The sequence below is a fragment of the Streptomyces sp. NPDC023838 genome (genome assembly GCF_040639555.1).
In the GTDB taxonomy this organism is placed as follows: domain Bacteria; phylum Actinomycetota; class Actinomycetes; order Streptomycetales; family Streptomycetaceae; genus Streptomyces.
In genome coordinates, this window is the sequence record NZ_JBFAAD010000008.1 from 44,075 (window position 1) to 59,027 (window position 14,953).

16 protein-coding genes are annotated in these 14,953 nt (G+C 73.4%); 8 read left to right on the top strand and 8 right to left on the bottom strand.

What is annotated here, in order from left to right:
- Nucleotides 1-72 precede the first annotated feature (72 nt).
- Complete coding sequence (locus AB0G17_RS12660; protein ID WP_361379961.1) at nucleotides 73-840, top strand: hypothetical protein; 768 nt, start codon at nucleotides 73-75, stop codon at nucleotides 838-840.
- 24 nt (nucleotides 841-864) lie between these two features.
- Here AB0G17_RS12660 and AB0G17_RS12665 read toward each other — a convergent pair whose 3' ends face one another.
- From AB0G17_RS12665 to allB, 5 genes are all read right to left on the bottom strand, one after another.
- On the bottom strand, nucleotides 865-1,956 hold the full coding sequence (locus tag AB0G17_RS12665) for a cytochrome P450 (RefSeq protein ID WP_361379964.1): 1,092 nt from the start codon (nucleotides 1,954-1,956) through the stop codon (nucleotides 865-867).
- A gap of 122 nt (nucleotides 1,957-2,078) precedes the next feature.
- Nucleotides 2,079-2,762, bottom strand: a complete 684-nt coding sequence (locus AB0G17_RS12670; protein WP_361379967.1) for a response regulator transcription factor — start codon at nucleotides 2,760-2,762, stop codon at nucleotides 2,079-2,081.
- Nucleotides 2,759-3,988, bottom strand: coding sequence for a histidine kinase (locus AB0G17_RS12675; protein WP_361379970.1), 1,230 nt, complete (start codon nucleotides 3,986-3,988; stop codon nucleotides 2,759-2,761). Before AB0G17_RS12675 ends, AB0G17_RS12670 begins: the two co-directional genes overlap by 4 nt.
- A gap of 175 nt (nucleotides 3,989-4,163) precedes the next feature.
- Nucleotides 4,164-5,294 (bottom strand): allantoicase, encoded by a 1,131-nt coding sequence (gene alc / locus AB0G17_RS12680; protein WP_361379973.1) that lies wholly within the window; start codon nucleotides 5,292-5,294, stop codon nucleotides 4,164-4,166.
- 4 nt (nucleotides 5,295-5,298) lie between these two features.
- Complete coding sequence (allB, locus tag AB0G17_RS12685; protein WP_361379976.1) at nucleotides 5,299-6,636, bottom strand: allantoinase AllB; 1,338 nt, start codon at nucleotides 6,634-6,636, stop codon at nucleotides 5,299-5,301.
- A 334-nt stretch (nucleotides 6,637-6,970) separates the two neighbouring features.
- Between allB and AB0G17_RS12690 the strand changes: the two genes are divergently transcribed.
- Nucleotides 6,971-7,771 (top strand): IclR family transcriptional regulator, encoded by an 801-nt coding sequence (locus AB0G17_RS12690; protein ID WP_361379979.1) that lies wholly within the window; start codon nucleotides 6,971-6,973, stop codon nucleotides 7,769-7,771.
- A 200-nt stretch (nucleotides 7,772-7,971) separates the two neighbouring features.
- On the opposite strand, the gene AB0G17_RS12695 is transcribed toward AB0G17_RS12690, so the two are convergent.
- Nucleotides 7,972-8,661 carry an ABC transporter ATP-binding protein gene (locus AB0G17_RS12695; RefSeq protein WP_361379982.1) on the bottom strand — a complete coding sequence of 230 codons (690 nt, stop codon included), beginning with the start codon at nucleotides 8,659-8,661 and terminating at the stop codon, nucleotides 7,972-7,974.
- Nucleotides 8,658-9,695: an FtsX-like permease family protein gene (locus tag AB0G17_RS12700; RefSeq protein WP_361379985.1), complete on the bottom strand. Its 1,038-nt coding sequence runs from the start codon at nucleotides 9,693-9,695 to the stop codon at nucleotides 8,658-8,660. Before AB0G17_RS12700 ends, AB0G17_RS12695 begins: the two co-directional genes overlap by 4 nt.
- A gap of 133 nt (nucleotides 9,696-9,828) precedes the next feature.
- On the opposite strand from AB0G17_RS12700, the gene AB0G17_RS12705 reads away from it, so the two are divergent.
- The 5 genes from AB0G17_RS12705 to AB0G17_RS12725 all read left to right on the top strand — a co-directional run bounded on the left by AB0G17_RS12705 (nucleotide 9,829) and on the right by AB0G17_RS12725 (nucleotide 13,457).
- Nucleotides 9,829-10,998: a sensor histidine kinase gene (locus tag AB0G17_RS12705; RefSeq protein ID WP_361379988.1), complete on the top strand. Its 1,170-nt coding sequence runs from the start codon at nucleotides 9,829-9,831 to the stop codon at nucleotides 10,996-10,998.
- Nucleotides 10,995-11,636, top strand: coding sequence for a response regulator transcription factor (locus AB0G17_RS12710; RefSeq protein ID WP_361379991.1), 642 nt, complete (start codon nucleotides 10,995-10,997; stop codon nucleotides 11,634-11,636). Before AB0G17_RS12705 ends, AB0G17_RS12710 begins: the two co-directional genes overlap by 4 nt.
- 84 nt (nucleotides 11,637-11,720) lie before the next feature.
- Nucleotides 11,721-12,047, top strand: a complete 327-nt coding sequence (locus AB0G17_RS12715; protein WP_361379994.1) for a hypothetical protein — start codon at nucleotides 11,721-11,723, stop codon at nucleotides 12,045-12,047.
- Nucleotides 12,048-12,056: 9 nt separating this feature from the next.
- Nucleotides 12,057-12,869 (top strand): papain-like cysteine protease family protein, encoded by an 813-nt coding sequence (locus tag AB0G17_RS12720; protein WP_361379997.1) that lies wholly within the window; start codon nucleotides 12,057-12,059, stop codon nucleotides 12,867-12,869.
- A 9-nt stretch (nucleotides 12,870-12,878) separates the two neighbouring features.
- Complete coding sequence (locus AB0G17_RS12725; protein ID WP_361380000.1) at nucleotides 12,879-13,457, top strand: hypothetical protein; 579 nt, start codon at nucleotides 12,879-12,881, stop codon at nucleotides 13,455-13,457.
- Between the two features lie 244 nt (nucleotides 13,458-13,701).
- Here the strand turns inward: AB0G17_RS12725 and AB0G17_RS12730 are convergent, their stop codons facing one another.
- A complete protein-coding gene (locus AB0G17_RS12730; protein ID WP_361380002.1) occupies nucleotides 13,702-14,013 on the bottom strand; it encodes a DUF5955 family protein in 312 nt (103 codons plus the stop codon).
- Between the two features lie 153 nt (nucleotides 14,014-14,166).
- Between AB0G17_RS12730 and AB0G17_RS12735 the strand changes: the two genes are divergently transcribed.
- Nucleotides 14,167-14,775 (top strand): nucleotidyltransferase family protein, encoded by a 609-nt coding sequence (locus AB0G17_RS12735; protein WP_361380005.1) that lies wholly within the window; start codon nucleotides 14,167-14,169, stop codon nucleotides 14,773-14,775.
- Nucleotides 14,776-14,953: the final 178 nt, after the last annotated feature.

Sequence of the window (14,953 nt, forward strand, 5' to 3'; positions counted from 1 at the left end):
CGGGCTCACCTTAACTCTCCAGTAGCTTGGGGGGCTTCTACCCTGGTCGCAGCGAGGGGAGGTGCGGTGCCGATGCGTTGGTGGTTCCTGGGAATGGTGCGTCCGGCCGCGCCCGAGGGGCGCCGGTGGGAGCCGTCGAAGGAGGAGCAGCAGCGGGTCCTGGACGAGTGGGAGACGGCCCGCGAGCGGCTTGAGCGGCTGGTGTCGGCCCGGGTCACGGCCGTGGGCGAGGTGCTGCGCGCGGCCGAACTCCCGGTGGAGCGAAGCGAGGACGGCCCCACTCCCGGCTTCGACGCGCCCGCCGAGCGCGACTACACCTGGGTGCTCGACGCGTTCCAGGCGGCGGGCAAGCTGCTGGACGAGGCCGCGGACCTGCCGGACCTCGCCGCCGCGGCGGTGCTCGCCGAGCGCGCGCTCGTACGGTTCGCGGCCCTGCACGCGCGCCGCGCCGGGCAACCGGAACCCAGGGCGCCGGAGCGCTGCTACTACAACCCGCTGCACGCGGCCGTCGAACACACCGGCCCGCCGCCGCGCAAGCAGCACCGGCAGCGGGCCCGGCGCCGGACCGGGCCGCGTGAGGCGGCGGCCGACCGCAGGCCCGCCTGCGCGTCCTGCCGCAAGGCGATCCTGGCGGGCCAGCAGCCGGACGTGCTGCCCGCGCTGGTCCCGGTGAAGGTGTCCCGGCTGCGCACCGCGCGGTTGCTCGTGCCGTACTACTCGGTGCCGCAGCAGTGGTCGCTGTGGTCGGTCTCGGTGTGCGGCGCGTACGGCGACGAATGGCCGGGGCTGGTGCTGCGCGGCGAGCACCGCCGCAGGGCGGCGGCCGCCCGCAAGGCGTGAGCGCGGCACCGCCAAAGCCGCACGTCACCAGCGCACCGGCAGATGGCGCACCCCCCGGATGAGCATCCCGGGCAGCCACTCCAACGACGCCTCGTCCGCCGCGAGTTCGAGGCCCGGGGCGCGCTCCAGGAGCGTACGGACCGCGATGCGGCCCTCCATCCGGGCGAGCGGGGCGCCCAGGCAGTAGTGGATGCCGTGCCCGAACGCGAGGTGGCTCTGCGGGGCGCGGCGGATGTCGAAGCGGTCCGGGTCGGGGTAGCGGGACGCGTCGCGCCCGGCGGAGGCGAGGGCGACGAGCACGGGCGCCCCGGCCGGGATGACGGTGCCGCCGTACTCGACGCTCTCGCGCGTGAAGCGGTACGTGGCCGTCTCCACCGGGCCGTCGTAGCGCAGCATCTCCTCGATGGCGCCGTCGATCAGCCCGTCGAAGTCGGCGCGGAGCGCGGCGAGTTGCTCAGGGTGCCCCAGGAGCGCCCGCACCCCGTTGGAGATGAGGTTGACCGTGGTCTCGTGGCCCGCGACGAGGAGCAGGAAGGCCATGCCGATGAGCTCGTCCGGGGAGAGCTTGTCGCCGTCCTCGTGTCCGGTGCGGATGAGCGCGCTCATCAGGTCGTCGGCGGGCCCGTCGCACCGCTTGTCCTCGACGAGCTCGGCGAGGTAGGCGCCCATCTCCCGTACCGAGGAGTTCTTCCCGTCGTTCTGGGTGGGGGCCACGGCCTCGTTGGAGAGTCTGCGGAAGGTCTCCCGGTCCAGGTCGGGCACGCCGAGCAGTTCGCAGATCACGGTCATCGGCAGCGGGAAGGCCAGCGTGTCCATCAGGTCGGCGGTGCGGCCGGGCGCGGCCAGCATGGCGCCGAGCAGCCGGTCGGTGATCTCCTGGACGCGCGGGCGCAGCGCCTCGATGCGGCGCGGGGTGAACTCGCGCGCCACCAGTCGGCGCAGCCGGGTGTGGTGCGGCGGGTCCGTCTCCAGCATGTTGTGGCTGACCGCGGTGGACGCATAGTCCCAGTCGCCGGTCTGGCGCCAGTCCTTGGAGAACCGCGGGTCGGCGAGCGCGGCCCGCGCCTCGTCGTGCCCGACGACCAGCCAGACCTCGTCCATCTCACGGGTGCGCACGCGGTGCACGGGGCCTTCGGTGCGCAGCTTGGCGTAGTACGGATACGGGTTGGCGGTGAAGCCTCGTGGTCCCGCAGATCGACGAGCGGCACGGCTCCTCTTCCCCCTGGCGTCGGCTCGTTTCAGCGTACGTCGCCCTCGTCGTCGAGGAGTCCGGCGTCGTGCACCAGGAGCGCGATCTGGACACGGTTGTTGAGGCCGAGCTTGGCCAGGACGCGGGAGACATGGGTCTTCACGGTGGGCACGCTGAGGAAGAGGGCGGCCGAGATCTGGGCGTTGGACAGGCCGCGGCCGACGGCGACCGCCACCTCCCGCTCCCGCTCGGCGAGTTGGCCGATCCGTGCCCGGGCCCGCGCCGCCCGGCCCTCTCCCGCGTCCTCGGGCGCGCCCGCCACCTGCCGCATCAGCTGGCGGGTGACGGCCGGGGAGAGCACCGGTTCGCCCGCCGCCACCCGGCGTACGGCGGCGACGATCTCGGCGGGCGCGGTGTCCTTGAGGACGAACCCGGCGGCGCCCGCGCGCAGCGCCCGTACCACCTGCTCGTCGGCGTGGAAGGTGGTCAGGACGATGACCTCGGGGGCGTCGGAGCGGGCGCGCAGGGACTCGGTGGCGGTGAGCCCGTCGACGTTCGGCATCCGGATGTCCATCAGGACCACGTCCGGGCACAGCCGGTCGGCCAGCTCCTCGACCTGGGAGCCGTCGGAGGCCTCCCCCACGATCTCCAGGTCGTCACGGCCGCCGAGCATGAAGGTGAGTCCCGCGCGGACGAGGGGGTCGTCGTCGACGACCAGCAGCCGGATGGTCATGAGGCCCACGGTAGCCAGGCGCGGACCTCGAACCCGCCACCGGGCGTGGGCCCGTGCTCCAGCCGGCCGCCCGCGAGTGTGGCGCGTTCGGTCAGCCCGATCAGCCCCTGCCCCGACCCGGGCACCTCCGGTACGTCGCCGACGGGTGCCGGGTTGCGCACCTCGACGGTGAGTCCGTCGCCCGGGCGGCCGGTGACGGTCACGGCGACCTCGGCGCCGGGGGCGTGCTTGCGGGCGTTGGTGAGCGCCTCCTGGGCGATGCGGTAGGCGTTGCGCCCGGTGGCCGCCGGGACCGTGGCGGGATCCCCGATCCGGCTGTCCAGGGTGACCTTCATCCCGGCCTCGCGGGACTCGGCCATCAGCGCGTCCAGGGTGGCGAGCGTCGGCTGGGGCCGGTCCTCGGCGCCCTCGTCGGGGCTGCGCAGCACGCCGATGATCTGGCGCAGGTCCTGGAGGGCCTCGTGGGCGCTGTCGCGGATGACCCCGGCGGCGCGGGCGACCTCGGCCGGGGGCGCGTCCGGGCGGAACTCCAGGGCGCCCGCGTGCACGCTGAGCAGGGTGAGCCGGTGGGCGAGGACGTCGTGCATCTCGCGGGCGATGGCCTCGCGGGCCAGGCGCTGGGCGTGCTCGGCCCGCAGGGCGGCCTCCTCCTCGGCGCGCACGGCCCGCTCGCGCAGCGCCGCGACGAGCTGGCGCCGGGCGCGTACGAGCATGCCCCAGCCCATGACGAGGAGGATCATCACGGTGCCGGTGACCGCGTTGGCCAGCACGCCCGTGTGCGGGTCGGGCCGCACGAACGGCTGCAGCACCGAGCTGAGCACGGCGGCGGCGCCGACTACGGCGACGGCGGGCTTGAGGGGCCGGTGCACGGCCAGGCTGAACAGGGCGACGAGCAGCGCGCCGGAGGCGACCGGCTCGGCGATGGTGACGACGACGAGCCCCGAGGCGAGCCCCACGGGCCACCGCCGGCGCAGCCAGACCGTGCAGCTGGCGAGGGCACCCGCCAGCAGGTCGATCGCCTGGACGGCCTCGGAGTAGCCGGGGGTCTTCATGGCGTCGGTGGCGAGCAGCCCGATGGCGGCGGCACAGACGAAGGCGAGCGTGTCGACGACCCAGTCCCGTACGGTACGGCGCGGCCTGCTCCGGTCGGACCGGTCGCCCGGCAGTTCGGGGGCGACGACGGCGGACGGCAGCAGCCAGCGGTACTCGGGACCAGCGGGTGTCATGCCACCAACGCTACGCAGGTCAGGGGCGCGGGATCCGGTTCCGGCCGGGGTGCGCTACCAAAGTCGTACGGTCCGAGACTTTCGGCTGCGGGGGTCTGTGGCCGGTCGCGCCCCCCAAGGGCGCGGGGCGCTCCGGTGCTGTCGGCCGGAGCGCCCCGCGCGTGGGCGGGTGTCGTCAGCCGCCCAGCTCCTGGTGGCGGGCGTTCAGCCGCGCCGCGCCGTCGCTCGTCAGCGAGCCGAACAGGCGCAGGCGGGAGATGCCGCCGTCGGGGAAGATGTCGATGCGTACGTGCGTGGCGACCGCCGGGGCGTCGAGGACGAACCGGTGGTTGGTGTCGGGCTGGAGACGGGTGCGGGGCAGGATCTCGGCCCACTCGCCCGACTCGCCGTCACGCACGGAGAGCGCCGCCCAGCCCGCCGAGTTGCCCTTGAGGTAGGCGGTGTCGATCTCGACCGCGCGGATCTCGGAGTGCGCCGCCAGCTGGTAGCGGATCCAGTCGTTGCCCTTGTCGCGGCGGCGGCGGGTCTCCCAGCCGTCGTCCATCTTGCGGGAGCGGCCCGGCTGGATGGTGTTGGTGGCGGGCGAGTAGAAGCGGTCGGAGGCGTCCTCGACCTGGCCGCCGTTCTCCAGGGCCGCGAGGTCGAAGGTGCCGAGGGCGGCGAGCCACCGCGGGTCCGGGGCGACCTCGCCGTACACCCGCAGCCGGGCGATGCCGCCGTCGGGGTGCTGGTTGACGCGCAGGTGTGTGAAGCGCTGCTCGACGTCGACGGCGAACCCGTTGGCCGCGTGGCCGCCGACCGCCGTACGGGGTACCAGGGTCACCCACTTCACGTCGTCGGCGAGCAGGTCCTCGGGCGACGGGGAGCCCGCGACGGAGGTGGCCTCGACGGAGACGGCCTGCGGGTAGTTGCCGCGGAAGTGGGCGGTGTCGACGACGATGCCGCGGACGACACCGGGGGCGCCCAGGCGCACCAGGGCCCAGTCGTGGTCCTCGTCGGTGGGGTGCGGCTGTGCGGCCGAGACGCCGCGGCGGCGGCGGGTCTCCCAGCCGTCCATGATCTTGCCCTTGTGGCCGAAGTGCTCGGGGTCGAACTCGGCGGCCTCGGGCTTCAGCAGGTTCTCGCGCTCGGCGAAGAACTCGTCGTTGGCCGCGACGACACCGGCGCCCAGGCGCCGGTCGGCGAGGTCGGCGTAGTGCGTGAACGGGAAGTCGGCGGTGCGGTAGTCCGCGTACGGGTCGCCGCCCCCGTAGGGGCTGGCGTCACCGGTGAAGGAAGCCAGGGCAATGGAATGCAGCGCGCTCACGGCGTCAGTTGTTCCTTTCGAGCAGGCGGCCGGTGGGCTCGGTGGGGGTGCCGTTCTCCTGGATGCGCTCGCCGCGCAGCCAGGTCGACCTGACGACACCGTGCAGGGTCTTGCCCGCGTACGCGGTGACGCGGTTGCGGTGCTGGAGTTCGGCGGGGTCGACGGTGAAGGTCGTGTCGGGGGCGAGGACCGCGAAGTCGGCGTCGCGGCCGGCCTCGATGGCGCCCTTGCGCTCCAGGCCGACGAGCGAGGCGGTGGCGGAGGACATCCAGCGCACCACGTCCTCCAGGGTGTGGCCGCGCCTGCGCGCCTCCGTCCAGACGGCCGAGAGGCTCAGCTGGAGGCCGGAGATGCCGCCCCAGGCGGTGGCGAAGTCCTCGGTCTTGAGGTCGGCGGTGGACGGCGAGTGGTCGGTGACGATGCAGTCGACAGTGCCGTCGGCGAGCGCCGCCCACAGCAGGTCCTGGTTGGCGGCCTCGCGGATCGGCGGGCAGCACTTGAACTCGCTCGCGCCGTCCGGGACTTCCTCGGCGGTGAGCGTGAGGTAGTGCGGGCAGGTCTCCACGGTGAGCCGCACGCCCTCGCGCTTGGCGGCGGCGATCACCGGCAGCGCGTCGGAGGAGGACAGGTGCAGGATGTGCACCCGGGCGCCGACCCGCTTGGCTGCGGCGATCAGCGACTCGATGGCGGTGTTCTCGCAGACGCGCGGACGGCTGGCCAGGAAGTCGGTGTACTTGGGGCCGGGCGTCTGCGGCGCGGCCGCCAGCTCGTGCGGGTCCTCGGCGTGCACGATCAGCAGCCCGTCGAAGCCCGCGATCTCGGCGAGCGACTGGGCCAGCTGGTCCTGGTTCAGCTCGGGGAACTCCGCCACACCGGAGGGCGAGAGGAACGCCTTGAAGCCGAAGACTCCGGCGTCGTGGAGCGGCCGCAGGTCCTTGACGTTGTCCGGCAGCGCGCCGCCCCAGAAGCCGACGTCCACGTGCGCCTTGGCGCGGGCGACGTCCTGCTTGACGCGCAGGTTGGCGACGGTGGTGGTCGGCGGCAGCGAGTTGAGCGGCATGTCGACGAGAGTGGTGATGCCGCCCGCGGCCGCGGCCCGGGTGGCGGTCCAGAAGCCCTCCCACTCGGTGCGGCCGGGGTCGTTCACATGCACGTGGCAGTCGACGAGGCCCGGCAGCAGCACGTCGTCGCCGAAGTCCTCCAGGCGCGCCCCGGCGGGCACCTCGGCGTCGTACGGCAGCACCGCGTCGATCACGCCGCCGGCGACGGCGACCGAGGCGGGGCGGGTGCCGTCGGGCGTGATGACGCGCGACGAGCGCAGTACCAGGTTGACGTCGGACACCCGAGCCCTCACTTCCGCGATGGAACTTCCGCCTGGAACTTCCGCGATGGAATCCAGCCAGTCGAATTTCAACGAACTGTTGAAGGAGTCTTCACGCCGGGCGCGGAGCCGTCAAGGGTGTCCGGGCTCCCACGGTGGCCGACGGCGTGGGTCTTGGAGGTTTCCACACAATGGAATTAGACTTTCGCTTCCCAGAATGTAGCTATCGCCACGGGGTGCCCCACCGGAACGGACAAACCCGCTCTGACCGGCAAGGACGCCCCACGTACGCACTGTACGGCGAAGAACACACAGGTAGGCTGCTGCCTCGCCTGCCAGCTGAAAGGACCGCGCCGTGCCGACGTCCAGCGCCAGCACCACCGACGCCTCCAAGCCATCCGCCGCGAGCGGTGGCGTCCAGTCCCTCGAGCGCGCCTTCGACCTCCTGGAGCGGATGGCCGACGCCGGGGGCGAGGTCGGCCTCAGCGAGCTCTCCGCCAGCAGCGGCCTGCCCCTGCCGACCATCCACCGCCTCATGCGCACGCTGGTGGCCTGCGGCTACGTACGCCAGCAGGCCAACCGGCGGTACGCGCTCGGCCCCCGCCTGATCCGCCTCGGCGAGTCCGCCTCGCGGCTGCTCGGCACCTGGGCGCGGCCGTATCTGGCCCGCCTGGTCGAGGAGACCGGCGAGACCGCGAACATGGCGCTGCTCGACGGCGACGAGATCGTGTACGTGGCACAGGTGCCCTCGAAGCACTCGATGCGGATGTTCACCGAGGTGGGCCGGCGGGTGCTGCCGCACTCCACGGGCGTGGGCAAGGCGCTCCTCGCGCACACCCCGCCGGAGGAGGTCCGGGCGCTGCTCGCCCGTACCGGCATGCCCGCCGCGACCGAGAAGACCATCACCACGCCCGAGGGCTTCCTCGACGCGCTGGAGCAGGTGCGGCAGGCGGGGTACGCGGTCGACGACAACGAGCAGGAAATAGGAGTCCGCTGCCTCGCGGTGCCGGTGCCGAACTCCCCCACGGCCGCGGCCATCTCCATCTCGGGCCCGGCGGGCCGCGTGACGGAGGCGGCGACGGATCGGATCGTCCCGATCCTGCAGGGGATCGCGGAGGAACTCTCCGCTGCGCTGGCGAACACGGGGCAGGGCTGAGCGGTTCGGGTGAGGCCCGGTGGATGGCTGGTCGCGCCCGCGCGGCGGAGCCGCACATGTCACCGCCCCGCGCCCCTGAAAGCCCCCTCCGGGGCGCCCCGGGGATTGCCGCGCAGCGGCATTCTCAGGGGCGCGGGGAACTGCGCGACCAGCCCCCACCAGCCCGCAGACAAAGAACCCGCCCCTCCCCGGAGGGACCGTCAGGCGACCGCGCGCCCCGCACCCAACCTGCCGTCCGCCATCTCCACGACGTGATCCACCCGCTCAAGATGCGCCACGTCATGCGTGACCAGCACCGTCGCAGTCCCCCGCTCGCGGGTGAGCCGGACCAACAGGTCCAGGACAGCCGCCCCCCGGGCGTGATCGAGCGCACTGGTCGGCTCGTCCACCAGCAGCACCGACGGCGAGTTCATCAGCGCCCGAGCGATGTTCACCCGCTGCCGCTGCCCCCCGGACAGCTGGTGCGGACGCCGGTCCGCCCGGTCCGCGAGACCGACCGCGTCCAGCAGTTCGAGGGCTCGCGCGCGGGCAGCCCCAGGGGCCCGGCCGGCCAGATGCGCCATCACCTGAAGCTGCTCCGCGGCCGTCAGCGAGGGCAGCAGATTCGGCTGCTGGAAGACGATCCCCACGCGCTCGCGCCGCAGCGCCGCCCGCTCGGCCGCGCTCAGCTCCCCCGTCTCGGCCCCGGCGAGCACCACCCGGCCCCGGTCGGGCGTGATCAGCGTCGCCGCCACCGCGAGCAGACTGGACTTGCCCGACCCCGACGGCCCCACACACGCCGTCAGCGTGCCGGGCGGCACGGTCAGGGACACCTCGTCGAGGGCGGTGAGCCGCCCGTCGCCGTCCGGGTACGTCAGCGTCACGGAGTCCAGGAACAGCGGCGCGGTCATCGTGCACTCCCCAGCGCGGTCAGCGGGTCGACGGCGGTGATCCGCCGGATGGACAGGCCGGCGCCGAGCACGCCGAGGCCGATCAGGACGAGCGCGGGCACCAGCGTGGTCCGTACGTCGAGGACGAACGGCACGGCGTTCTCGACGAGCCCGCCGACCGCCGCCGCGAGCCCCGTCCCGGCGGCCGTCCCCGCGCACAGCATCAGCACCGCCTGCCCCAGCGCGTCCCGCAGGAGGTAGGGCGTGGACGCGCCGAGCGCCTTGAGGACCGCGATGTCGCCGCTGCGCTGGATCGTCCACACGGTGAAGAACGCGCCCACCACCAGCGCCGAGATGACGAAGAGGAAGCCGCGCATCAGCTGGAGCGAGCCGTTCTCGGCCCGGTAGGAGGGGAGCGCCGAGAGCGCACCGTCCAGGGTGCGGGTCGTGGTGCCGAGCGCCCGGTCCGCCGCCGCGAGATCCACGCCGTCGCCGAGGGTCAGGGCCACCACGGTCGCCGGGGCCCCGGGCGCGAGCGCCGTCCAGACGACCGGCGTGTGGCTGTACGCGTCCTCGCCGCGCACCGCCGAGACCCTCAGCGCGCGGCCGTTGACGGTGACCGTGTCCCCCTCGGCCGCCCGCAGCTTGTCCGCCGCGCCCCGCGAGAGCACCACGCCCCCCTCCCGTACCGCAGCAAGACCCGAACCGGGGCGGACGGCGAACACCGACACCGCCTCCGTCCGCTCCCCTGCCTTCGCGTTCACCGTGGAGATCGCGACCGGCTCGGCGCCGCGCACCCCGGGCGTCCGCCCCCACCCCTCCCAGACGGACGGGCCGAGCACCGAGCTCGTGAACGACACCGCCCGGCCGCCGGGCGGCGCCGCGAAGGCGAGCCGGTCGGCGGGCAGCCCGGCCACGGCCGAGGTGTTGTCCCGGGCCAGCCCGGCGGTCAGCCCGGACAACAGGCCGACGAGCAGGGTGATGAGCACCACCACCGTGCCCATCAGCGCGAACCGGCCCCTGGCGAACCGGAGGTCTCTCCATGCGACGAACATGGCTCCAGCCTTCCGGCCCGGGCCCGCCGGGACATCGCGCCACAGCACACTTCGACCGGATCGAAGGATGTATCCGCACATCAAACTTTCGGTTGACCGGGCCGGGGCCGGGCCCGCTTACGCTGGAAGGCCTATGGACTCCCGCCCCCACACCCCGGCCGCCCGGCTGCCGCGCCTGTGTCTGCACGCGCTGCTCACCGGGCTGCTCGCGCTCGTCGCGGTACGGGCGGTGGGCGACGCGGCAGCCCTGGCGGCGGTGGGCGCGATGGCGGCGGTGTACGCGGCAGGGGTGCTGACGCCCACCGTGCGGCCCCGCACCCGCGCGGGCGCCGGGTGGCTCGGCGCGCTCTGCGCCGTCTGGCTGGTGCTGCTCGCGCTGTCGCCGGACGCCCTGTGGGTGGCCTTCCCCCTCTACTTCCTCCAGCTCCACCTGCTGCCGCAGCGCTGGGGCCTGCCCGCCGTGGCGGCGACTGCGGGCGCGGCCATCGCGAGCTTCCTGCTTCACGGTGAGCAGATCACTCCCGGCACCTTCATCGGGCCGCCGCTCGGCGCGGCCGTGGCGGTGGCGACCGTCCTCGGCTACGACGCGCTGTACCGCGAGAGCGAGCGGCGGCGCGAGCTGATCGAGGAGCTGGTGTCGACCCGCGCCGAGCTCGCCGGGGCGGAGCGCGCGGCGGGCACGCTCGCCGAGCGCGAGCGCCTCGCCCGGGAGATCCACGACACCCTCGCCCAGGGCCTGTCCTCCATCCAGCTCCTGCTGCGGGCCGCCGAGCGCGCGCTCGCGGCGGACCACCCGGCCCGCGCCCACGTCGAGCAGGCCCGCGCGGCCGCCCAGGACAACCTGGCGGAGGCCCGCCGGTTCGTCCGGGCGCTGACCCCGCCCGGGCTGGAGCGGGCCTCGCTGCCCGGCGCCCTGGAGCGCCTGTGCGCCTCGACGCCCGGCCCGGCCGTGCGGTTCGGGGTGAGCGGCACGCCGGTCGAGCTGCCGACGCCGTACGAGGTCGCGCTGCTGCGGATCGCCCAGTCGGCGCTCGCCAACACGGTCCAGCACGCGGCGGCCGGGCGCGCGGAGATCACCCTGAGCTTCATGGACACCTCGGTGGCACTGGATGTCGTCGACGACGGCAAGGGCTTCGACCCGGGCCGCGAGCGCCCCTCGGGCAGCGGCGGCTTCGGGCTCCCGGCGATGCGGTCGCGGGCGCGCTCGCTGGGCGGCACCCTGAGCGTCGAGTCGGCGCCGGGCCAGGGCACGGCGGTCGCGATCACCCTGCCGCTGCCGGTGCGGGAACGGGGTGCGGTGTGACCACGGCGCCGATCAGGCTGCTGCTCGCCGACGACCACCCGATCGTACGGGCGGGGCTGCGGGCCGTCCTCGACACCGAGCCGGACTTCACGGTGACCGGGGAGGCCGCGACCGCCGAGCGGGCGGTGGAGCTGGCGGCCTCGGACGGCTTCGACGTGGTGCTGATGGACCTTCAGTTCGGCGCCGGGATGCACGGCTCGGCCGCCACCGCCGCGATCACCGCACGGCCGGGCGCACCCCGGGTGCTCGTCCTCACCACGTACGACACGGACGCCGACATCCTGGCGGCCGTGGAGGCGGGCGCGGCCGGGTACCTGCTGAAGGACGCGCCGCCGGAGGAGCTGGCGGCGGCCGTACGGACGGCGGCGGCCGGGCAGTCCGCGCTCGCCCCGGCGGTCGCGCACCGGCTGATGGACCGGATGCGCACCCCGGCCGAGGCGCTCACCCGCCGGGAGCTCGAAGTGCTGCAGCTGGTCGGCGAGGGGCTCTCCAATCAGCAGATCAGCAAGCGGCTCTTCCTGAGCCAGGCAACCGTCAAGTCCCATCTCGTCCATATTTACTCCAAGCTGGGAGTGGAGTCGCGCACGGCGGCGGTCGCGGCGGCCGGCGCGCGCCGGCTCATCAGGCAGCCGGGCTGATTTCGTCTACGCCCACGCGTGACGGGCGATAGCGGCGGGCATGGATGCGGCATGTGTCCGGCCTGACCCGCGCGGAGGCCCCGTATGCCACAGACAGCCCGCCAGTACTGGTGGAATCTGCAAGGACGCACCAGACTCAACTTCAACTGGGGCATCATCAACCACGACTCGACGGTGATCGTCACCGCGTCCGAGTACAGCGTGGACAACAACGACCCCCGGCACAGCCCCCGGTTCATCGGCGCCGCCACGATCACGGTGGAGAACATCAGCCCGCACTCGCCGCCCTACGACCCGAACCACGGCGTCACGTTCACGGTCAACGTGGAGTGGGGCGCGCCTCTGCACATCGTCACGGACATCACGGTCCTGGACGGCCCGCCGGTCGCCATCGAGTACCAGAACGGCTGAGGGGGGCCGATGCCGCGTACCGCACGTCAGTACTGGGCCGGCCTCCAGGGCCGTACCGCACTGAACTTCAACTGGGGCATCATCGACCACGACTCGACGGTGGTGGTCACGGTCTCCGAGTACAGCGTCGACCCCAACGACCTCAAGCACAGCCCCCGGTTCGTGGGCGCGGCGCCGGTGCGGGTCAGCAACATCAGCCCGCACTCCCCGCCGTACGACCCCAACCACGGGGTGAGCTTCGTGGTCACCGTCGACTGGGGCGCGCCGCTGCACATCGTCACCGACATCACGGTCCTGGACGACAAGCCGGTCTACCGGCTGTGGGACGGCGGCCGGCTCGCCTTCGCGATGCAGCACCAGCAGCAGACCAACTGGTGCTGGGCGGCCGTGTCGACCAGCATCGCGCTCTTCTACAACGCGGGCAGCACCTGGACCCAGTGCGCGGTGGCCAACTCGCAGACCGGGCGCACCGACTGCTGTGGCGGCGGGGCGAGCGGCGCGGGCTGCAACTCGCAGCAGCCGCTGGACAATCCGCTCAGGATCGTCGGCCACTTCGACCGGATGGTCTCCAACCGGGTGGACTTCGCGACCGTGGAGTCCGAGATCAAGGCGGGCCGCCCGCTGTGCGTCCGGATCGGCTGGTCGACCGGCGGCGGGCACTTCCTCACCGCGATGGGCGTGGACGCGCCGCTGAGCGGCTCGGACGCGATCGTGGCCGTCGACGACCCGATCTACGGCCGGTCCGACCAGGTCTACAACACGCTCGCCACCAGCTACCAGGGCAGTGGAACCTGGACCCACAGCTACTACACCCGGGCATAGGGACGGACCATGGCGCTTCACGTACCGCAGCCACCCCAGGAGTCGCGCTCGGCCGCCGAGGCCGGGGTCGAGCTCCTCGCGGGCCTCGGCCGGGTCCGCACCGCGACGCTGCTCCCCGCGACGGCCGACGAGCTCCGGCTCGCGCATCCGCTCCAGATGTACGTGATCGGCCTCGCCGATCTGCCGGGCGGCCTGGACCGGGCCCGGCCGGTCGCCTGGCGCTATCTCGTCCAGCACGACTCGGGGCCGGTCGCGCTCGCCGAGACGGTACGGGACGAGGCGGGCGGCCATGTCTTCAGCCAGCTCAACTACGGGCCCTTCGTGGCCGGGACGGCGGCCGCGCTGGAGGCCGCCGGGCGTGAGCCGGACGACGCGGAGGTGCGGCTGCTGCACCTGCCGGCCGTCCATCTGATCGCCGTCTGGCTGCACTCGCCCGCCTCGGACACCCTGATCCCGGCGGCCCCGGCCCCGACGGGCGCCGAGGCGGACCGCGCCTACCCGGCGGCCGAGCTCTTCGCACTGCTCGCCCAGAACGCGCCGCAGGACGTACTGCCACCGGAGGTGGAGGACGACCGGGGCGGGGGCTGAGGGTTCTGCGGGTTGTGGTGGGTTGCTCGCGCAGTTCCCCGCGCCCCTGAATGCGCCCCTCCGGGGCGCCCAGGGCGATTGCCGCGGAGCGGCATCTTTAGGGGCGCGGGGAACTGCGCGAGCAACCCAAGACGGCCCGCAGACAAACAAGAACCAAAGGGGCGCGGGGCTGTCACACTTTGCGGCTCCGCCGCGTGGGCCCGACCAGCCCCCACCGGCCCGCAGACGAACCCCGGGCACCGCGTCAGCGCGTCGGCTCGCCGAATAAGTCGACCGCCTCCCGGACCCCCTTCACGGCCACGGAGAGCGCGCTCACCGACCCTATCGACCCCGCGATCAACAGCAGCGAGCGGCGCAGCCGCAAGACCTCCGGCGCGCCGGACACCGCCATCGCGTCCAGCGCCGCGAGCTCGTCCTCCGCGACCGCCCGGTCCGGAAACTCCCCCGGGTACCCCGCCAGCTCCCGGCGCAGCCGTGCCACGGCGACCCGCAGCCCCGCCACCCTGGGATCCACATCGCCGCCGGTCACGGGCCTCTGCTCCACGCGTCGCAACAAAGTTCCTTCCCCCACACACATCTTGGTGCCGGTGCTCACAGCCCGTCAGCGAAGGTCAACTGACGGGAGTTGCGGGTCAGTTAACGCCATCACGCCCGGCGCGCGCCACCGTGTCGACGGAATTCGGCGGGAGCATTCGGTATACGTGGGGTCATGACAGAAGCAACAAAGGATGAACCGCAGGTCGTGGGCCTGCTCCTGGCCGCCGGCGGCGGACGCCGCCTCGGCGGCCGGCCCAAGGCCCTGCTGCCGCACCGGGGCCGCCCGCTGGTGGAGCACGCGGTACGGATGCTGCGCGAGGGCGGCTGCACCACCGTGCACGTGGTGCTCGGCGCCGCCGCCGAGGAGGTACGGGCCCGCGCCCGCCTCGACGGCTGCGTACTGGTCGATAACCCGGAGTGGGCCGAGGGCATGGGCTCCTCCCTGCGCGCCGGCCTCGCCTCGCTGGCCGGCACGGGAGCCGGGGCGGCCCTGGTGAGCCTGGTGGACCAGCCCGGCATCGGCGCGGAGGCGATCGGGCGCGTCAGAGCCGCGTACAGCTCACCGGCCTCGCTCGCGGCGGCCTCGTACGACGGAAAGCGCGGCCATCCGGTGCTCTTCGGCGCCGACCGCTGGCAGCCGGTCGCGACGAGCGCGCACGGCGACCGCGGGGCGCGCGCCTATCTCGCCGCGCACGAAGTGGAGATCAGGCTCGTCGAGTGCGGGGATGTGGCCGAGGCGTACGACATCGACACGGAGGCGGATCTCGGGCGCCTGGACTGATCCTCCGGTACACCTGGAGTGAACGCGGTGGCACCCAGCGCCACGGTCTGTCGACCCGGAGAATCTCGATATCAACAAACCATTGAACTTCCACTATGAGGAAACTAGTATCCACTGTTCAGAAGCGCCCGAATGACAGAGACGGCGCCCCCAGTCGCATCCCGGGGTCATGGCACCG